The sequence below is a fragment of the Pseudomonas sp. S2_E02 genome (genome assembly GCF_054668355.1).
Map to the genome: position 1 here is coordinate 2,709,631 of NZ_CP162761.1, position 19,488 is coordinate 2,729,118.

At 58.6% G+C, this 19,488-nt stretch carries 23 protein-coding genes; 1 reads left to right on the top strand and 22 read right to left on the bottom strand.

From position 1 onward, the window contains the following. Positions 1-58 precede the first annotated feature (58 nt). The 19 genes from AB4O01_RS12050 to AB4O01_RS12140 all read right to left on the bottom strand — a co-directional run bounded on the left by AB4O01_RS12050 (position 59) and on the right by AB4O01_RS12140 (position 15,605). Entirely contained in the window at positions 59-934 is an 876-nt protein-coding gene (locus AB4O01_RS12050; protein WP_099756904.1) for an SMP-30/gluconolactonase/LRE family protein, read from the bottom strand. Between the two features lie 132 nt (positions 935-1,066). Continuing rightward, entirely contained in the window at positions 1,067-1,783 is a 717-nt protein-coding gene (locus AB4O01_RS12055; RefSeq protein WP_093435405.1) for a FadR/GntR family transcriptional regulator, read from the bottom strand. 201 nt (positions 1,784-1,984) lie between these two features. Further along, positions 1,985-2,545 carry a DUF1285 domain-containing protein gene (locus tag AB4O01_RS12060; protein WP_320336532.1) on the bottom strand — a complete coding sequence of 187 codons (561 nt, stop codon included), beginning with the start codon at positions 2,543-2,545 and terminating at the stop codon, positions 1,985-1,987. Positions 2,546-2,560: 15 nt separating this feature from the next. Continuing rightward, positions 2,561-3,166: a DUF4823 domain-containing protein gene (locus tag AB4O01_RS12065; protein ID WP_007908280.1), complete on the bottom strand. Its 606-nt coding sequence runs from the start codon at positions 3,164-3,166 to the stop codon at positions 2,561-2,563. A 170-nt stretch (positions 3,167-3,336) separates the two neighbouring features. Next, a complete protein-coding gene (locus tag AB4O01_RS12070) occupies positions 3,337-4,305 on the bottom strand; it encodes a GTP 3',8-cyclase MoaA (protein ID WP_186620467.1) in 969 nt (322 codons plus the stop codon). A 137-nt stretch (positions 4,306-4,442) separates the two neighbouring features. Beyond that, positions 4,443-5,081, bottom strand: a complete 639-nt coding sequence (locus tag AB4O01_RS12075; RefSeq protein ID WP_007908276.1) for a TetR/AcrR family transcriptional regulator — start codon at positions 5,079-5,081, stop codon at positions 4,443-4,445. Positions 5,082-5,432: 351 nt separating this feature from the next. Then, a complete protein-coding gene (locus tag AB4O01_RS12080; protein WP_460091893.1) occupies positions 5,433-6,224 on the bottom strand; it encodes a TatD family hydrolase in 792 nt (263 codons plus the stop codon). A gap of 14 nt (positions 6,225-6,238) precedes the next feature. After that, entirely contained in the window at positions 6,239-6,595 is a 357-nt protein-coding gene (locus AB4O01_RS12085; protein ID WP_093435417.1) for a PilZ domain-containing protein, read from the bottom strand. A gap of 42 nt (positions 6,596-6,637) precedes the next feature. After that, the gene (locus AB4O01_RS12090) at positions 6,638-7,621 is read right to left on the bottom strand and encodes a DNA polymerase III subunit delta' (protein WP_095048608.1); all 984 of its coding nucleotides are present in this window, start codon (positions 7,619-7,621) and stop codon (positions 6,638-6,640) included. Then, the gene (gene tmk / locus AB4O01_RS12095) at positions 7,614-8,246 is read right to left on the bottom strand and encodes a dTMP kinase (protein ID WP_093435422.1); all 633 of its coding nucleotides are present in this window, start codon (positions 8,244-8,246) and stop codon (positions 7,614-7,616) included. Before tmk ends, AB4O01_RS12090 begins: the two co-directional genes overlap by 8 nt. A gap of 19 nt (positions 8,247-8,265) precedes the next feature. Then, entirely contained in the window at positions 8,266-9,441 is a 1,176-nt protein-coding gene (gene mltG / locus AB4O01_RS12100; RefSeq protein ID WP_116256275.1) for an endolytic transglycosylase MltG, read from the bottom strand. A gap of 3 nt (positions 9,442-9,444) precedes the next feature. Continuing rightward, entirely contained in the window at positions 9,445-10,260 is an 816-nt protein-coding gene (gene pabC / locus AB4O01_RS12105) for an aminodeoxychorismate lyase (RefSeq protein WP_460091896.1), read from the bottom strand. Further along, on the bottom strand, positions 10,260-11,504 hold the full coding sequence (fabF, locus tag AB4O01_RS12110) for a beta-ketoacyl-ACP synthase II (protein ID WP_093435430.1): 1,245 nt from the start codon (positions 11,502-11,504) through the stop codon (positions 10,260-10,262). Before fabF ends, pabC begins: the two co-directional genes overlap by 1 nt. A gap of 108 nt (positions 11,505-11,612) precedes the next feature. Beyond that, entirely contained in the window at positions 11,613-11,849 is a 237-nt protein-coding gene (acpP, locus tag AB4O01_RS12115; RefSeq protein ID WP_003175607.1) for an acyl carrier protein, read from the bottom strand. A gap of 196 nt (positions 11,850-12,045) precedes the next feature. Beyond that, positions 12,046-12,789, bottom strand: coding sequence for a 3-oxoacyl-ACP reductase FabG (fabG, locus tag AB4O01_RS12120; protein ID WP_034155354.1), 744 nt, complete (start codon positions 12,787-12,789; stop codon positions 12,046-12,048). A gap of 16 nt (positions 12,790-12,805) precedes the next feature. Then, positions 12,806-13,744 (bottom strand): ACP S-malonyltransferase, encoded by a 939-nt coding sequence (gene fabD, locus AB4O01_RS12125; protein WP_034155355.1) that lies wholly within the window; start codon positions 13,742-13,744, stop codon positions 12,806-12,808. 122 nt (positions 13,745-13,866) lie between these two features. Then, positions 13,867-14,877, bottom strand: a complete 1,011-nt coding sequence (plsX, locus tag AB4O01_RS12130) for a phosphate acyltransferase PlsX (RefSeq protein WP_095125201.1) — start codon at positions 14,875-14,877, stop codon at positions 13,867-13,869. 4 nt (positions 14,878-14,881) lie between these two features. Continuing rightward, positions 14,882-15,064, bottom strand: coding sequence for a 50S ribosomal protein L32 (rpmF, locus tag AB4O01_RS12135; RefSeq protein ID WP_003179396.1), 183 nt, complete (start codon positions 15,062-15,064; stop codon positions 14,882-14,884). Between the two features lie 13 nt (positions 15,065-15,077). Further along, on the bottom strand, positions 15,078-15,605 hold the full coding sequence (locus tag AB4O01_RS12140; RefSeq protein ID WP_038364482.1) for a YceD family protein: 528 nt from the start codon (positions 15,603-15,605) through the stop codon (positions 15,078-15,080). A gap of 105 nt (positions 15,606-15,710) precedes the next feature. Between AB4O01_RS12140 and AB4O01_RS12145 the strand changes: the two genes are divergently transcribed. Then, complete coding sequence (locus AB4O01_RS12145) at positions 15,711-16,289, top strand: Maf family protein (RefSeq protein WP_116256273.1); 579 nt, start codon at positions 15,711-15,713, stop codon at positions 16,287-16,289. A 48-nt stretch (positions 16,290-16,337) separates the two neighbouring features. On the opposite strand, the gene AB4O01_RS12150 is transcribed toward AB4O01_RS12145, so the two are convergent. Genes AB4O01_RS12150 through rluC form a run of 3 tightly spaced genes read right to left on the bottom strand, consistent with a single transcriptional unit; the run spans position 16,338 to position 18,960 of the window. After that, a complete protein-coding gene (locus AB4O01_RS12150) occupies positions 16,338-17,327 on the bottom strand; it encodes a S49 family peptidase (protein WP_460091899.1) in 990 nt (329 codons plus the stop codon). A 24-nt stretch (positions 17,328-17,351) separates the two neighbouring features. Continuing rightward, positions 17,352-18,014: an HAD-IA family hydrolase gene (locus tag AB4O01_RS12155; RefSeq protein WP_460091901.1), complete on the bottom strand. Its 663-nt coding sequence runs from the start codon at positions 18,012-18,014 to the stop codon at positions 17,352-17,354. Next, entirely contained in the window at positions 18,001-18,960 is a 960-nt protein-coding gene (gene rluC, locus AB4O01_RS12160) for a 23S rRNA pseudouridine(955/2504/2580) synthase RluC (protein WP_038364486.1), read from the bottom strand. Before rluC ends, AB4O01_RS12155 begins: the two co-directional genes overlap by 14 nt. Between the last annotated feature and the right edge of the window lie 528 nt (positions 18,961-19,488).

Genomic DNA, 19,488 nt, shown 5'->3' on the forward strand with positions numbered 1-19,488 from the left:
TATAAACCCGACTGCCGAATAATCTCAATATATAATTTTGCATCCCATATTTTGGGATTTAACTGGCAAACCGTGTACAGAGTTTTCCTGCGACATCCACGCGCATCGACAGCACCGCGCCATCCAGCGGATGGTTGTGCGGACTCTTGGCGCTGGTGATGTACAGGGTTTTCAGGTCTTCACCGCCGAACACACAACTGGTCGGGCGGCTGACTGGCAGATCGATCCTGCGGTCGACCTTGCCGTCAGGCGTCAGGCGCAGCAGGCAGCTGCCGTCCCAGCGGGCATTCCACACGTAGCCTTCGGCATCCATTGCTGAACCGTCCGGGCCACCGTTCTGATCAGGGCCGTACCAGGGAGTGGCCACATCAAGGTTGCCGTCGGCGTGAATAAAATAGCGATACAGCGTGTCATCGAGACTGTCACCGAACAGGACTGTGGTGCCGTCGTCGCTCCACAGCAGCGTGTTGGGAATGCCCAGGCCGCGCAGCAATGGCGTGACCCGTTTATCCGGATCAATGCGGAACAGGCCACCGGAGCGCTGGGTGATCGGCAGATCTTCGCCCTGCTCGCCGATGTTGTTTTGCATGGTGCCGAGCCACAGTCGCCCCTGAGCATCGCAACGCGCTTCGTTGGGGCGATTGCCCGGTTGCGGGTCGGCGACGCAGAACAGCGTCAGGCGTGGTTCTAGGCCCGGGGAATCGAGGTCGAGGCGATAGACGCCGCTGCTCAGGGTCACCAGTGCATCGCCGCTGGCGCAGGGGATGAAGGCGGAAACGTGTTCGGGCATCTGCCAGATCTGCACGTTCTGGCCGATAAGGCGCAGGGCCTGTTTGCCGGCGATGTCCACCCAGTACAACGCCTGCGTCGGTGCGTCCCAGAACGGGCCTTCACCGAGTCGGGCGCGGTGTTGGGTCAGGGCGGTCCACGGCATATAACGGTCTCCATTGTTCTTGTGATTTTCTGTAGGAGTGAGCCTGCTCGCGATGGCGCAGTGTCAGTTGACTTCAATGCGGCTGATATACCGCTATCGCGAGCAGGCTCACTCCTACAGGGGATCTGGGTGTTAGCCAGCTTTTTTGTCGGCCATGACTTTCGGGTAGAAGCGTTTGATCGCCAGGTCCGCATTGTCGATCAGGGTCATGCACGCCCACACGCCCCGCGCGGAATCCCGGGCGGCGATGGCGTCGGCCATGTCCTTGTGGATCGGCAAGGTGCGGCGCAGTTCATCCGGATCGGCAGCAGACACTTCGAACGACACCGCCAGCAACGCGCCGAGGGCCGGAACCATTTGTTCAATGAATTGATTGTGGCTGGCCGCGAGGATGCATTCGTGGAAGAACTGGTCGGCGCGGTTGTAATCGGTGCCGCTGTCGACCGCGCGCTCGAGGGCGTTGTAAGCCAGTTGCACCGCTTCGATCTGGTCCAGCGTCGCCCGCTCACACGCCCAGCGCACGGCCATCGGTTCGATGGTACGGCGCAGGTCGAGCAAGTCATCGACGAAATTTTCCGGCAGGCCGTTGCGCGACAGCCAACCGACCACTTGCGGATCGAACAGGTTCCAGCGCCGCACCGGCAGCACGCGGGTGCCGACTTTCGGCCCGACTTCGAGCATGCCTTTGGCAACGAGGGTCTTGATTGCTTCGCGAATAACCGTACGACTGACGCCGAGTTGTTCACCCAGATCGGCCTCAACCTTGATGGTCTGCCCCGGCTTGACCTGGCCAGCGGCAATCCAGCTGCCAAGCCAGTCAACGGTCGACGAATGAAAGCTGCTGGACATGAACACCTCAAAGCGGATCGCGATAGGTGAACACGCTAATCATCATATGATTAACAGTCAATCAGCATTTTTCAGGCAACCCACAAAACCAAATGTGGGAGCGAGCCTGCTCGCGAAGGCGGTAGGTCAGTCAATACCCAGGCTGACTGATACACCGCTTTCGCGAGCAAGCTCGCTCCCACAGTTCGGGATTTGTATTGCTCAGGGTTCCAGGCCGACGCGGAAGAACTCGCCGCCGCTCCACACACCGAGCCAGCGCTGGCCATCGATTTCGCGACTGACCGCCAGCTCCACCAGTTGATAGAACACATTGCGGTGGATCAGCGCTTCAAGGTTGGTGCGCACATGCACGTAAGGCGCCGGCTCCTGGGTCACGGGATCAATCTCAACCCGGATCGGATGCGCCGGCCCGGCCTCGGTGGTTTCATCAACGTTAGTGGTAAAGCGCAACAGCTGCGCCTCCCCTTCGCCTTCAACCTCGACCGCAATCGCCACAAACGGCGCATCGTCGACCTTGATCCCGACCTTCTCGACCGGGGTAATCAGGAAATAATCATCGCCGTCGCGGCGCATGATCGTGGAGAACAATTTGACCATCGGCTTGCGCCCGATCGGCGTGCCCAGGTAATACCAGGTGCCGTCGCGGGCGATGCGCATGTCGATGTCGCCGCAGAAGTCCGGATTCCACAAGTGCACCGGCGGCAAGCCTTTGGTTTTGGGGATCTGTCCCAACAGGTCATTGGCTTTTTGCGGGCCACTCATGGCGTTCTCCTTGAATTATTGGTCGCCGACTCCCAACAGGCTGCGCGCGTACTGGGCCAGCGGCGGGCCGATCAGGTCTTCGGGCTTGCTGTCGTGGAACGTCAGTAAACCGCCACGACTCTTGATCCGTGCAGTATCAATCAAATACTGGGTGCTGGTCTCGATCAACATGATCTGAATCACACCGCCGTCGATGCCGAGGCGATCAACCGCTTCTTCATCGAGCCACTCATCGGAGTTGCCGATGCGATCGTCAGCCTTGGCGAAACGCGTGTACAGCAGATAGTGCGCACCAGCATCGCGAGCTTCGCCCATCGCCTGGTCCAGGCCTTCCGGCGCGCGAGCACGGCGGACCATCGGGAAGTACTCGACGAAGCCTTTGAAGGCTTCTTCGGCCACCACGTTCGGGCGCGGGTAGGAACCGCCCGGCGGTGCGAACGCGCCTTGGGCAATGTAGATGAACGAGTCCGGCTGAATGCGGAAGTTGTTCACGCGACGGCTGTCGCTATGATCCAGCAAGCCCGCGTCGCTCATCTGGTAGCGAGTGCCTTCGGCCATATCGCTGACAGTCATACAGCCGCCAAGCGCCAAAACGGCCAGCAGCAAAACCAGGCTACGCATCCTATTCCTCCAGAGGCCGGTGACGGAAAACCGGCGAATGGCCGTAGGATGCAGCTTTTGCGCCAGCTCAAGAAATTTGTTGATGGTTAAATCGTATTCGCGAGCAGGCTCGCTCCCACAGGGGGAATACATTCCAAGGTGGGAGCGAGCCTGCTCGCGAAAGCGGTTGATCAGCCGCCGATAATTTTCATCACTGTCGCGCCACCTGAGAACGCCACCTCCTGCTTGTCGCCCAACGCTTTGACCAGCAAACGCTGGAGCGCTGGCAAGGCCTGATGACGCGGCTTGTCGAGCAAATCGCCGACATAGTGACGGTTGCTCGACGACAGGCAACCATGTAGCCAACCGGTCGACGACAGGCGCAAGCGCGAGCAGGTCCGGCAGAACGGCACGCTTTCGTTGGCGATCACGCCAAAGTTGCCCAGGCCAGGAATCGCATAGCGCACCGCCGTAGCGTCCACTGGCGCGTCGGTTTGCGCGTACTCGTAACGTTCGCCAATCAGCTGCAGCAATTGCTGCAGGCTGACGAACTGTTGCAGGAAGGCATTGGAGTCCTTGGCCAGATGGCCCATGCGCATCAGCTCGATAAAGCGCAGTTCGTATCCGCGCTCCAGGCAGTAATCCAGCAGCGGCATCACCTGGTCGAGGTTCTGCCCGCGCAACGGCACCATGTTGACCTTGATCTTCATCCCCGCCGCTGCCGCTTGATCCATGCCGTCGAGCACGGTGGCCAGATCGCCGCCACGGGCGATGCTGCGGAAAGCACCGGCGTCGAGGGTATCGAGGGACACGTTGATCCGGCGCAGACCGGCATCCACCAGCAGCGGCAGTTTTTTTGCAAGGAGTTGACCGTTGGTGGTCAGGCTGATGTCTTCCAGGCCCATCTTGCCGACAGCGGTCATGAACGTTTCGAGTTTGGGGCTGACCAGCGGCTCGCCACCGGTAATTCGCAGCCGCTCGATGCCGGCGGCCTCGATCAGATACGCCACGCCACGCGCCATGGCCTCAGCCGACAGCTCATCCTGCGCAGCCACCAACCGCTTGCCGTTGGGCACGCAGTAGGTACACGCGTAATTGCAGGCTGAAGTCAGACTGATCCGCAGATTGCGAAAACGCCTGCCTTGACGGTCAACGATCATGATCACTCCGGCGATAGAAAATCGAGCTGCTAAAACTTGACTCACAAATCAAGTTTTAGCAAGCCCTATGCCTGAGTATATTCCTGCGTTACTGCGTCATGTAGCGAAATCATGGCGCAATAAGGCGGCTGAATGGCTCAGCTGCTTGGCGTTTCCGGGTCACGCTTGCGTTTGTTGCCCATGCGCACGCCAATGTCCATCAGGAATTGGAAGAAACCTTCCTGATCTTCCAGCACATTGCTCCAGAACGGCGAGTGATACAGCGCAACAGCGCCGTGCACCAGCGCCCAGGACGCGCAGTAGTGGAAGTATGGCGGCACGTCTTCGAGCTTGCCTTCGCTGATGCGGCCCTTGATCAACAGGGTCAGGCGTTCGAAGTTCGAGGCACGGATCTTGTGCAACTCCTCGACCATTTCCGGCACCTGATTGCCTTTGACGACCTTCTCTTCGAGACGGTCGAACAGGCGATAACGCTGCGGGTCGCGCATGCGGAATTCGAAGTAGGCGCGGGACAGCGCTTCCTTGTCCTTGTCGACATCGGCCGAATGCAGCAGCTCGTTCAAATCGCGCTCGTAATCGAGCATGAGGCGCAGATAGATCTCGGCCTTGGATTTGAAGTGCTTGTAGATCGTGCCTTTGCCGATACCCACGGCATCAGCAATCATCTCGACGGTGACACTGTCTTCACCTTGGTCGAGGAACAGCTTGAGCGCGGTATCGAGAATTTCTTGCTCGCGGCGACGAAACTCACGGACCTTACGAGGTTCTTTGTGCATAAGAAAAGGTCTGAAGGGTCAAAATTCGAAGCCGCGTATTATGCCTAACTTGCGCAAAAATGCACGGATCATCCGACCATATCTGTGTTTCATGTTCATTTTGAGAACGTTTTGGGCGCAATGAGAACTCAACTGAAGCGAACGTATTCCAAATTTGTTTAAAAACCCCGACCGGCTAACTGGACTGCACGCCAGACTGATCAATACTTGAACTGTCGGGCGACATCTCCCCCAAGTGTCGTGCCGGTAAAGGTACCAAGGGACCGCGTGCCTTTGTTTTACTCCTAATGGTCTTAACCCGGATTCACCCCCCAGAACCCGGGTTTTTTTTGCCTGCGATTTGGCTAAGGCCTACAGGGCAGATTTAACACAGGCCAGCGGGAACAGACGCTTGAAGTTCTCGGTTGTCTGCTCGGCAAAACGCTCGTAGTTTTCCCCACGCAGCATCGCCAGAAACTCCGCCACTTCACGCACGTACTGCGGCAGGTTCGGCTTGCCGCGATAAGGGATCGGTGCCAGATACGGTGAATCGGTTTCCACCAGCAAGCGATCCACCGGGACCTTGCTCGCGACGTCGCGCAACGCATCAGCATTGCGGAACGTGACAATACCCGACAGGGAAATGTAATAACCCATGTCAAGTGCAGCCTTGGCCATGCCCCAGTCTTCGGTGAAGCAATGCAGCACACCGGCCTGAGGCAACGCCGCTTCGCGCAGCAATTCAAGGGTATCGGCACGCGCGCCACGGGTGTGGATGATCACCGGTTTGCCGGTCTGCTGCGCCGCTTGCAGGTGCAGACGGAACGACTCCTGCTGCAGTTCGGCGGCTTCCGGCTCATAGTGATAATCGAGGCCGGTCTCACCAATCGCCACGACTTTCGAGTGATTGAGTTCGTGCAACAGCCAGTCCAGCGCTGGCGCCGCACCGGGTTGTACATCGAGCGGATGCACGCCGACCGAACAATCGACATCGTCAAAACGCTCAGCCAGGGCTTTGACGTCGGCGGCGTTATCGGCACTCACGCCGATGCACAAGAAGTGCCCTACTCCGCGCTCACGGGCCGCATCCAGTGCAGCATCCAGCGAGCCGTCATGGGCGGCGAGGTCGAGGCGATCAAGGTGACAATGGGAATCTACAAGCATAAAAAGACGGCTACTTACATCGTATGAGTGGGACGGTCGGATTTAAGCGCTCCGGCCAGATGGGTTTCGATGCGACTGCGCGCCGTGTTGTCGCCATCGTTGAACTGTACGCCAACACCGGCAGCGCGATTGCCTTGCGCCCCTTTGGGGGTGATCCACGCGACCTTGCCGGCCACCGGGATCTTCTCGGCCTCGTCCATCAGGTTGAGCAGCATGAACACCTCATCGCCCAAGCGGTAACTCTTGTTGGTCGGGATGAACAAGCCACCGTTCTTGATAAACGGCATATAAGCGGCGTAGAGCACCGACTTGTCCTTGATGTTCAGGGACAAAATGCCGTTGCGCGGCCCAGGGCTGACGGATTCATTCATGTTGACCTCCACTGCTGACGTTCAGAGTCTAGGTACACATTCTTATCTTTGACCAGGCAATCCCGCCCATTGCACCAACAACGCTTCCAGCAGCAAGGCCGGATTGAGGTTGGCTTTGCTCATGACTTTCTGGCGCTGGGCGAGAATCCAGTCCTGAATCTCGAGGACTTTGCCTTGCGCACTTTTCTGCGCCAGGTATTGCACGACTTTGCGCATGTCGGTCAGACCGAGCCCTGCTTCATCCTGAGTCAATTGATAACGCAGGATCAGGCTCGACCAATCGCAGAACCAGTCAAACAGACGCAGCATCGGAATGCTTTTCCACTCCTCAGCCAGTTGCGTCGGCGATTGCTGCTGCTTGAGCAACTTCTTCACGCCCTCGACCACTTGCGCGCGTTGTTCACGCACGCCCTGGGATTGCAGACTGACCGCCATCAACGGTGAGCCGGCGGCCAGCGTCAGCAGTTCGACACGTTCGTCTTCGGAGCAGTCCGGCAGTGCCTGAGCCAGCCATTGCAGGCTCATCGCCTCGCCCGGCAGCGGACAGGCCTGCTGCACGCAACGGCTCTTGATCGTTGGCAGCAAGCGGCTGGTCTGGTGGCTGACCAACAGCAGAACGGTATCGCCGGAAGGCTCTTCAAGGCTCTTGAGCAAGGCGTTGGCGGCATTGATGTTCATCGACTCGACCGGCTCGATCAGCACCACTTTGCGCCCGCCCAGTTGCGCGGTCTGCACCACGAAGCTGACCAGATCGCGGACCTGATCGACCTTGATCGCCTTATCGGCTTCTTCCGGTTCGAGAATGTAATTATCGGGGTGACTGCCGGCCTTGAGCAGCAGGCAGGATTTGCACTCGCCGCAGGCTTCCGGCGTCGGCCGCTGGCACAACAGGCTGGCCATCAAGCGTTCGGCCAGCGCACGTTTGCCGATGCCGGCCGGGCCATGCAGCAGATAGGCGTGGGCGTGCTGCTTACGCCCGGCCAGTTGCTGCCAGAGGCTGTCCTGCCATGGATAGGCCTCAGCCACGGGCCAGCTCCAGCAAATTCGGAATCAGGGTATCCAGCGATTGTTGAACCTTGGCCAGTGGCTGACCGGCATCGATGCGCACATAGCGCGCGGGATCGGCTTCGGCGCGCTTCAGAAACGCATTGCGTACAGCCTCGAAAAACGCCCGGCCTTCCAGTTCGAAACGATCCAGACGGCCACGGGCACTGGCGCGGGCCAGGCCGATTTCTACCGGCAGATCGAAAATCAGCGTCAGATCCGGACGCAGGTCGCCCTGCACGAAAGTTTCCAGTGTGGCGATGCGCTCCAGCGACAAACCGCGACCGCCGCCCTGATAGGCGTACGTGGAATCGGTGAAACGATCACACAGCACTACCGCACCCCGGGCCAGCGCCGGTCGAATCACTTCAGCCAGGTGCTGAGCGCGCGCGGCGAATACCAGCAACAACTCGGCGTCCGGGTTCATGACCTCGTCGGCCGGCGCCAGCAGCACTTCGCGAATCCGCTCGGCCAATGGCGTGCCACCCGGCTCGCGGGTCAGCACCACTTCGATACCGGCGGCGCGCAGGCGCTCGGCAAGGTATTCGCGGTTAGTGCTTTTGCCGGCGCCTTCCGGGCCTTCCAGGGTAATAAACAAGCCAGTCACAGGCAGTCCTTAATCAAAGTCATTGCGTGTTTTGTGGGGCGGCGGCTTCTGGAGCCGGCGCAGGCTCCTGAGGCGTAACTTGCGGCAACGCTTCCGGGGCGGTATCCGGAGAGGCGGCAGGAATCGCCTCCTCGGCAGCCGGAGCGGCTTCAGGGGTTATCGCCGGCGCCGGGCTGGAACGGTAATCGGCACGGCGCTTGAGCTGGTACTCACGCACCGCGTTATTGTGTGCATCCAGATCGTCAGAGAAGACATGGCTGCCATCGCCACGTGCAACGAAGTAAAGACTGGTGCCGTCCACAGGATTCAGTGCCGCGTGAATCGCTTCACGCCCGACCATCGCAATCGGAGTCGGTGGCAGGCCGGGAATTACGTAGGTGTTGTAAGGCGTCGGCTCTTTCAAATGCGCCCGAGTCAGCTTGCCGGTGTAGCGATCGCCCAGACCATAGATGACGGTCGGGTCGGTCTGCAACTGCATGCCCAGGGCCATGCGACGCACGAAGACACCGGCAATCTGCCCACGCTCCTGCGGTACACCGGTTTCCTTTTCGACCAGCGACGCCATGATCAGCGCTTGATAGGGTTCGGTATACGGCACATCGGCAGAACGACTTTCCCACTCTTTCGCCAGCACTTCATCGAGGCGATCAAAGGCTTTCTTTAGCAGTTCGGCATCGGACATGCCGCGCACAAAGCGGTAAGTGTCCGGGAAGAAACGGCCCTCCGGGAACAACCCTTTATGACCAATCTTCGCCATGACGTCGCTGTCGCTCAAACCGTTGAGGGTCTGCTCGACCTTGTCGTCTTTGGCCAACGCCGCGCGCACTTGATGAAAATTCCAGCCCTCGACCAGCGTCAGGCTGTACTGGACCACTTCACCGCGCTTCCACAAGTCGATCAGACCGTTGACGGTCATGCCCGGCTGCATACGGTATTCGCCGCTATGGATCGGTGTACCGGCGAGATTGAAGCGCCAATAGACTCGCAACCAGAATGCGTCCTTGATGACGCCATCGGTTTCGAGGGAAAGGAACGTACGGGTCGGAGTGGAGCCTTTCGGCACATCCAGCAGTTCTTCCTGCGTGATGTTCAGAGGCTGTTCCAGCGCGGAGTGAATCTTCCAGGCGCTGGCGCCCATCAACAGCCCTGCCAGAACCAGTCCGGTTTCCAGCAGCAGCAAAAGTTTACGTCTCACAAATCAGGCATCCAGTAGGGCGCGGGCAATGGTTTGCAGTTTACGGGTGAGCGGGCCAACCGGCCAGCTCAGTGCAGCGTAGGCGCGTACCGGCCAGACGCCATACACGCTGTTGCAGACAAACACTTCATCGGCCCATTGCAGCTGTTCGAGGCTGATGTCGGCGATCTGCGTGGGAATGGCCAGTGACTCGGCCTGAAACAATATTTCGGCGCGCATCACACCGGCAACGCCGCAGCGTTTCAGATCCGGCGTGATCAATACACCGTCGCGCACCAGAAACACATTACTGAACACCCCTTCGATCACTCGACCGGCCTGATCAAGCATCAAGCCTTCGGCGTGCTCGCTGTCCTGCCATTCGGCACGGGCGATGACTTGTTCCAGTCGATTGAGGTGTTTGAGTCCAGCCAGTAAAGGCTGTATGGAGAGTCGCGTGTTACACGGAAACAGACGAATGCCTTGTTCAGCATGCACAGCGGGATAAGCTGCCGGAGGATTGCCTTGCAGAATACATCGGCCAGGCGCCGCCGGATCAGGTGCGTAACCGCGCAGACCGTCGCCACGGGTGAGGATCAGCTTGAGTACACCCTCGCCCATCGCTGCCGCATAACTCAGCAGCTCGTGGCGAACCCGTTCGATATCGGCGGCGATGGCCAGACGCGAACAACCATCGGCCAGACGCGTCAGGTGCCGATCCAGCAGGATCGGCTGTCCATCACGCACGGCGATGGTCTCGAACAGACCGTCGCCGTAAGCCAGGCCGCGATCTTTCAGCGACAGAGCGTCAGCCGGTTGACCGTCGACCCAGCTGTCCATCAGCCTGCGAACCGACGGAACGCCAAGGTGCCGTTGGTGCCGCCAAAACCGAAGGAGTTGGACAGCACGACATCGATGTCCATGTTGCGCGCAGTGTGCGGCACGAAATCGAGATCGCAGCCTTCATCCGGCTCATCGAGGTTGATGGTCGGCGGTGCCACTTGGCTGTTGATCGCAAGAACGCTGAAGATCGCTTCAACCGCGCCCGCCGCACCTAACAGGTGACCGGTCATCGATTTGGTCGAGCTCACTGCCAGTTTGTAGGCGTGATCACCGAACACGGTCTTGATCGCATTGGCTTCGGCGAGGTCGCCGGCCGAAGTCGAAGTACCGTGAGCGTTAATGTATTGCACTTGATCGGCGTTGATCTTCGCATCACGCAGCGCGTTGGTGATGCAGCGTGCTGCACCGGCGCCATCGGCAGGTGGCGAGGTCATATGGAACGCGTCGCCACTGGTGCCAAAGCCGATGAGTTCGGCATAGATGGTCGCGCCGCGCGCCTTGGCGTGTTCCAGCTCTTCGAGAACCAGTGCACCGGCACCGTCGGACAGGACGAAACCATCACGGCCCTTGTCCCATGGACGGCTGGCGCGAGTCGGTTCGTCATTGCGGGTCGACAGCGCACGGGACGCGCCGAAGCCACCCATGCCCAGACCGCATGCGGCCATTTCGGCACCGCCGGCAATCATCACGTCGGCTTCGTCGTACATGATGTTGCGCGCCGCCATGCCGATGCAGTGCGTACCGGTGGTACATGCAGTGGCGATGGCGTAGTTAGGTCCCTGTGCCCCCAGGTGGATGGACAGGAAACCGGAAATCATATTGATGATCGAGCCAGGTACGAAGAATGGCGAGATTCGACGCGGGCCCGTCTCATGCAGGGTACGGCTGGTTTCTTCGATGTTGGTCAGACCGCCGATTCCCGAACCCATGGCCACGCCAATGCGTTCACGGTTGGCGTCGGTGACTTCCAGACCAGCGTTGCGTACAGCCTGAAAGCCGGCAGCGAGACCGTACTGAATGAACAGGTCGAGCTTGCGCGCTTCCTTGACCGACAGGTATTCCTCGACATTGAAGCCCTTTACCGAGCCGCCAAAGCGGGTGGAATAGGCAGAAAGGTCGGTGTGTTCGATCAGACCAATGCCACTGCGGCCAGCCAGAATGCCCTGCCAACTGCTCGGCACATCCGTGCCCAGTGGCGACAACATACCCATACCGGTGACTACGACGCGTCTACGCGACACAGCACTCTCCTTTTTCAAATGACGATTTTGCATCAGGCCTAAAGAAAAAACCGCACGCCATGATGGCAGTGCGGTTTTTCCATGACAGCAAACAACGATTACAAACTATTACGCCTGGTGGCTAGTAACGTAGTCGATTGCAGCTTGTACAGTAGTGATCTTTTCAGCTTCTTCGTCAGGGATTTCGGTCTCGAATTCCTCTTCCAGAGCCATCACCAGCTCAACGGTGTCAAGGGAGTCGGCACCCAGGTCTTCTACGAAGGAAGCGGTGTTGACCACTTCTTCTTCTTTAACACCCAGTTGCTCGGCAACGATTTTCTTGACGCGCTCTTCGATGGTGCTCATACCTTGTTTTCACTCCTAATGGACAAATTCAGGCAGCTGGCCAGTGGGTAAGTGTATAGAAAGACTTTTCAGTTTTTCAACTGAAAGCTTCACTCCTCAAACCCTGCAGCCCTCTGCCTATAAATAGATTGCAGCTTTATAACGGATTTTAGACAGCTCGTATGACATTTTTTTGAAGCAATCCGTCACATTTTACTTACATGTACATCCCACCGTTCACCGGGATTGTAGCCCCAGTGACGTATGCCGCACCGTCGGATGCAAGAAAAGCGACCACAGACGCGATCTCTTGAGCTTGCCCCAGACGACCCAGCGGAATCTGCGTCTGCAAGGCTTCACGCTGTGCTTCAGGCAGTTCGCGCGTCATATCGGTGTCGATAAACCCTGGGGTTACCGAGTTGACCGTAATCGAACGCGAACCGACTTCACGCGCCATCGCACGGCTGAAACCTTCCAGACCGGCCTTGGCGGCTGCATAGTTTACTTGGCCAGCGTTGCCCATGGCACCCACCACCGAGCCAATACTGATAATTCGGCCCCAGCGCGCCTTGGTCATACCGCGCAGAACGCCCTTGGACAGGCGATACAGACTGTTCAGGTTGGTATCGATTACGTCGTACCACTCGTCGTCTTTCATGCGCATCATCAGGTTATCGCGGGTGATGCCGGCATTATTGACCAGGATTGCCACTGGCGCACCGAACTGTTCCTGAATACCCGCCAGCACTGCACTGACCGATTCATCGCTGGTGACATTGAGTTCGAAGCCAGCGCCCTGAATACCGTTTTCCTTCAGGGTCGCAGCGATACGCTCGGCACCCGAAGCGGAAGTCGCGGTGCCAATGACGATGGCGCCCTGACGACCCAGTTCCAGCGCGATAGCCTGGCCGATGCCGCGGCTTGCACCGGTGACCAGTGCAACTTTACCTTGCAGACTCATGCAAGTTTCTCCTGATTCAGGCTTGCGCTGCGCGAGCGGCAGCGAAAGCGTCTGGGGTATTGAGGTTGGAAGTCGCCACGCCTTCGGCGCAACGCTTGTTCAGGCCGGCCAGGACTTTGCCCGGGCCGCATTCGACCAGATTGGTCGCGCCTTTGGCAGCGAGAGTCTGTACCGACTCGACCCAGCGCACGGGCTTGTACAGTTGTTCGAGCAGATCACGCTTGAGGGTTTCCAGATCAGCCGGCACTTGCGCGCTGACGTTCTGTACCACCGGGATCTGCGGCGCCTGCCAGTCGATGGCGGCGATGGATTCGGCAAAGCGCTCGGCGGCCGGACGCATCAGCTCGCAGTGCGACGGCACGCTCACCGGCAGCGGCATGGCACGCTTGGCACCACGCGCCTTGCAGCCTTCGATGGCGCGCTCGACGGCAGCCTTGGCTCCGGCAATGACCACTTGGCCCGGCGAGTTGAAGTTGACCGCGCTGACCACTTCACCTTGCGCCGCTTCGGCACAGGCAGCCAGCACATCAGCATCTTCCAGACCGAGGATGGCAGCCATGCCGCCCTGCCCGGCCGGAACAGCTTCCTGCATCAACTGACCGCGACGCTCGACGAGCTTCACCGCATCAGCCAGTGTCAGGCTGCCGGCAGCAACCAGAGCGCTGTATTCACCCAGGCTGTGACCGGCAACAAAAGCCGGACGCGCACCACCTTCAGCCAGCCACAGACGCCACAGGGCGATCGAAGCGGTCAGAATGGCCGGTTGGGTTTTATCGGTTTGATTGAGCAGCTCTTCCGGGCCCTGCTGGGTCAGCGCCCACAGGTCATAGCCCAGAGCCTCAGAGGCTTCTTTGAAAGTTTCGAGGATCAACGGATATTCCGCGCCCAGCTCGGCCAGCATGCCGAGGGACTGCGAACCTTGTCCTGGAAAGACGAATGCGAGGGAAGCAGACATGTAACAAGCCCCTAATGATCTTGTCGTCGGAAAATGGCGCCCCACTGGGGACGCAAGAAACTGACAGTTGGATGGCCCTTTGAACCGGGCGGTCACATTTAAGCATTGTCCGACGAAAACGCCTAAGATAACAAATCCTCCAGACGGCCATGGAGACGCTCGGGAAGATTTTCCTGAATCTCGATCAGCGCACGGGAAATAGCACTCTGAAAGCCCTGAACACCGGCCGAACCGTGGCTTTTCACCACGATACCCTGCAAGCCGAGAAAGCTTGCGCCGTTATGTCGTGCCGGCGCCAGATCCGCCTGCAAACGCTTCATCAGCGGCAACGCCAACGCCCCCACGACACGAGAGGCCAGATTCTTTTTGAACAGCGCCTCGATACGCGCAGCAATCATCGTCGCCAGACCTTCACTGGACTTGAGCAGGATGTTGCCGACAAATCCATCACACACCACCACATCAGCTTCGCCACGATACAAGCCGTCGCCTTCGATAAAGCCGATGTAGTTGATGCCGCGCGCAGCCTGCAATAGCGTCGCAGCCAGCTTGACCTGCTGATTGCCCTTGATGTCTTCGGTACCGATGTTCAGCAGCGCGACGCGCGGGCGATGGATGCCCAGCGTTTGCGCCGCAACAGAACCCATCACCGCAAACTGCAGCAGATGTTCGGCACTGCAATCGACATTGGCGCCCAGATCGAGCAACTGGCAATAACCCTTCTGCGTCGGAATCGCGGCAACCATCGCCGGACGATCGATACCCGGCAACGTCTTCAGCACGAATCGCGACAACGCCATCAGCGCGCCAGTATTGCCGGCACTGACACAGGCTTGAGCCTTGCCATCACGCACCAACTCCAGAGCAACACGCATCGACGAGTCCGGCTTGCCACGCAACGCCTGTGTCGGTTTTTCGTCCATGGTGATGACTTCGCTGGCCGCAACAATCGTCAGGCGCGCGCGATCGGCAGCCGATTGGCCGTGGATCAATTCTTCAAGAAGGGAGGGTTGACCGACGAGGGTCAGGTGCAGCGAGGGCGTAGCAGACAGGCAAGCGAGGCTGGCCTGAACAATGCTGCGGGGACCGAAGTCCCCGCCCATTGCGTCAATCGCGATGACTTGAGCGGACAAGTGATTACTCGTCAGCGCCCTTGTCGATCACTTTACGGCCACGGTATACGCCTTCTGGCGATACGTGGTGACGCAGGTGAACTTCACCAGTGGTTTTTTCTACAGACAGGGTGCTAGCCTCGAGAGCGTCGTGCGAACGGCGCATGTCACGGGCAGAGCGGGATTTTTTGTTCTGCTGAACAGCCATAATTGATTAACTCCTAAACGTTTGGGTCACGCTTTAACTGCGCCAATACACTGAACGGGTTGGACCGCGTTACCTCGTCCTCGCTCGGTTCGGGCTCATCTGCTCCCGCCGGCTGCTGGCATTCTTCCGGATGATGAGCAGGCACAATAGGCAAGGCAAGCAAAAGCTCTTCCTCGACCAGTGACTGCAGATCCAATGGATCTTCGCCCAGTTCCAGCACGTCATAACCTTTCGGTAACGACTGGGTATTCGCACCCTCCTTCACTACAGCGTAACTGCATTCGCTGTGGATCGGCAGGGTGACCAGCTCAAGACAACGCTGGCAAACCATTTTGACCTCGGTGTCGATAAAGCTGTGGATCACCACAGATTTACGTTCATCTCGTTCAAAAACGAATTTCGCCTGCACCGTACCGACATCGTCGGAAAGCGGGTCGCAGAGTCTCTTCAAATCGGCCAGCAGCAGTTCACCTTGAAGGGTGGTGCCACGGTCAGCCAATTTGCGCGGGTCAACGTGAGGTGGAATCGGGTCATTCAACATAGGCGCAGCATTATAGGGATGCACCCACCCATGTCAAAGGAAATTGTGCCCTGTCCGTCACTTGCGTGCCTCCGCTAGAATTCGCACCTGCCTCAGGAGACGCGAATGCTGCCTTTATTACTCGCTTCAAGCTCGACCTATCGTCGGGAATTGCTCGCCCGCCTGCACCTGCCGTTCGTCTGCAGCTCGCCGGATATCGATGAAAGTCACCGCCCGGGCGAATCGGCGATCGAACTGGTCAAGCGCCTCGCCGAACAAAAAGCCCGGGCATTGGCTGACAGCTATCCCGCCCATCTGATTATCGGCTCGGACCAGGTTGCCGTGCTCGGCGAGCAGATCATCGGCAAGCCGCATACCTTCGAGAAGGCTCGCGAGCAACTGATGGCTGCCAGTGGCGCCAGCGTAACGTTCCTCACCGGCCTGGCTCTGCTTAACAGCCAGACCGGCCAATGCCAGGTCGACTGTGTGCCGTTCACCGTGCACATGCGCCAACTCGATCAGGCGCGCATTGAGCGCTACCTGCGACTGGAGCAGCCCTACGATTGTGCGGGCAGCTTCAAGGCTGAAGGACTGGGCGTGAGCCTGTTTCAATCCACCGAAGGCCCTGACGCCACCAGCCTGATCGGCCTGCCGCTGATTCGCCTGATCGACATGCTGTTGGCTGAAGGCGTGCAAATTCCCTGACCCACAAAAAACCGGCCATCAAGGCCGGTTTTTTTCAGCTGCAACTTCTTAACGCAATGAAGGCCCGTGGAAACCCATCCACATCGCCAACTGCTCAGCCACACTGGCGCCGAGCTTCTTCGAGAAGCGATCGAACGGCGACTCCTGAACGGTGAAGTCGACCAACTCCTTCTCGCCAATCACATCACGCGCCACCGAACTGGCATTGCCCAGACCATCGATCAAGCCCAGCGGCAGCGCTTGCTCACCCGACCAGACCAGCCCGGAGAACAACTCCGGATGCTCTTTGTCTTTCAGACGATCGCCACGACCCTGCTTGACGCTATTGATGAACTGCTTGTGCGTGGTGTCCAGCACCGTTTGCCAGAAGGCCGTTTCATCAGACTTCTGCGGCTGGAACGGGTCAAGGAACGACTTATGCTCGCCCGAGGTGTACGTGCGACGCTCGACACCCAGCTTCTCCATGGTGCCGACAAAGCCGTAACCGGCCGCCGTCACACCAATCGAGCCAACCAGACTCGCCTTGTCGGCATAGATCTGATCCGCCGCACTGGCAATGTAATAAGCACCGGAGGCGCCCAGATCGGAAATCACCGCGTAAAGCTTGATCTCCGGATGCAGACCGCGCAGACGCTTGATCTCGTCATACACATAACCCGATTGCACCGGACTGCCGCCAGGACTGTTGATGCGCAGGATCACGCCTTTGACCTTCTTGTCCTCGAACGCTGCCCGCAGGCTGCCAACAATGTTGTCGGCACTGGCCGGCTCTTTGTCGGCGATCATGCCGGTGACGTCGATCAACGCGGTGTAGTTCGGCCCGCGCGTGGCGCTCTTTTCCATGTCCATCAGCGGCGTGAACAGGATCAGCGCCACAAACAGATAAACAAACGTCAGCAGCTTGAAGAAAATCCCCCAACGCCGCGAACGACGCTGTTCCTGAACACCAGCCAGCAGAGTCTTTTCCAACAGTTTCCAGCTTTTTTCGTCACCGCTGTCGGCACTTGCCTTGGCCGGTGCTTTCCATTCGTCGGTCATGCCATCCACCCCAGCAAAAACGTATTAAGCCTGCTTCCCCAGCCAGGCATGCAATTCGGAAAAACGGTCGATCGACAGACGTGGCTCGAATTGTTGCAGCAATTCGATCGATTGCGCGCCATAACTGACCGCGACCGAATCCATCCCCGCATTACGCGCCATCAAAAGATCGAAGGACGAATCGCCGACCATCAAGGCCTGCTCCGGGCGCACACCACAATGAGCAAGGATCTGCTCCAGCATCAGAGGGTGCGGCTTGCTCGCAGTTTCATCGGCAGCGCGGGTGATATCGAAATAATCTTCCCAGCCATTAGCCTTGAGCACTCGATCCAGTCCGCGACGATTCTTGCCGGTCGCCACCGCGAGGTGATAACCCTGCTCGCGAAAGGACGCCATCGACTCGACTACGCCTTCGAACAACGGCGAAGGCACAGCTTCTGCGGCGATGTAGTGATCGGCGTAATACTCGCGAAACGCGGTCATTTCGGCGTCACTGATCTCGGGATACAGCGTGCGAATCGCTTCGGGCAAGCCCAGACCGATGATGCCTTTGACAGCAAAGTCGTCGCGCAACTCGAAACCGGAACGCCCGGACGCCGAATGCATGGCTTCGACGATCCGGTGAATGGAGTCGGCCAGGGTGCCGTCCCAATCGAAAATCAGCAGTTTGTAATCAGATGGGCGCACTCAATCGCTCCACGGTCTTGGCCCACATTTCATCGACCGGCGCCTGCAAGGTCAGCTTGCCGCCATCGGGCAGCGGCACGGTCAGCATGTAGGCGTGCAGGAACAGGCGCTTGCCGCCCAGATCACGGATTTCCTTGGTGAAATCCTCATCGCCATACTTGCTGTCGCCAGCAATGCAATGACCGGCATGCAAGGTATGCACGCGAATCTGGTGGGTGCGACCGGTCACCGGTTTAGCCTCGACCATGGTGGCGAAGTCACCGAAGCGGCGCAGCACCTTGAACATGGTCAGGGCTTCTTTACCTTCTTCGTTGACTTCAACCATGCGCTCGCCGGAACGCAGATTGCTCTTGAGCAATGGCGCGCTGACTTTCTTGATCGAGGTCGCCCAGTTGCCGCGCACCAGCGCCATGTAACGCTTGTCGACGCCATCGCCGCGCAATTGCTCGTGCAAGTGGCGCAACATGCTGCGTTTTTTGGCGATCATCAGCAGGCCGGAGGTGTCACGGTCGAGACGGTGTACCAGCTCCAGCTCCTTGGCATCGGGACGCAACTGACGAAAGGCTTCGATCACACCGAAATTCAAGCCACTGCCACCGTGAACCGCAATGCCGGCGGGCTTGTTGATCACGATCAGGGCTTTGTCTTCGAAGACAATCGAGGCTTCCAGGCGCTGCAACAAGCCTTGGGCTAGTGGCACCGGCTCATCACGTTCAGGCACGCGAACCGGCGGCACGCGCACGATATCACCGGCCTGCAGCTTGTATTCGGGCTTGATCCGACCTTTGTTCACGCGCACTTCGCCTTTACGCAAAATGCGGTAAATCAAGGTCTTGGGCACGCCTTTGAGCCGGGCGAGGAGAAAGTTGTCGATTCGTTGGCCGGCATACTCCGGCGAGACTTCAAGCAATTGAACGCCTGGAGTCGAAGGGGCAGTAGTTGTCATGCCGCGGATGATAACAATTTTTATGGAATTGAAGCACTTAATCATTGCTGCTATAGTCGCGAACGCCGCCAAAAGCGGCCTGGACAGAGGAACCACGGTCAAAAACCGGCCCTGACCAACGCAATTCACCAGGACGCGAGGCCGTCCTACGGGGCTTTCGCTACGTAACGGTGGAGTTTTCAGTTGTAACAAGCGCAGGTGACATGAGGCCTGAATTACACCGTCGAGCAGAGTTTTTACTCGCCTGACAGGCACACATTCAAGGCCAGTTCACAAAGTGCAGTCAGCTGCAGATGACCCCGAGCGAATGCTTCGGAAACAACGCCTGAATTAGCCATGATGCGTGACCTCCCCTTTCGGAGCTCACGGTAAATGCCAACCCGCTGCGGATTCTGCGCGCGGCAGCACCCGAATTATCAGGGATACGTGTAGGGTGGAGATGCACAACCGCTGGACTGTGTAGCAATAGGCTTTATCAAGACGCTTCATCTCGTCCACAGCCGCTGGTTGATTCCTCCTCCTGACTGA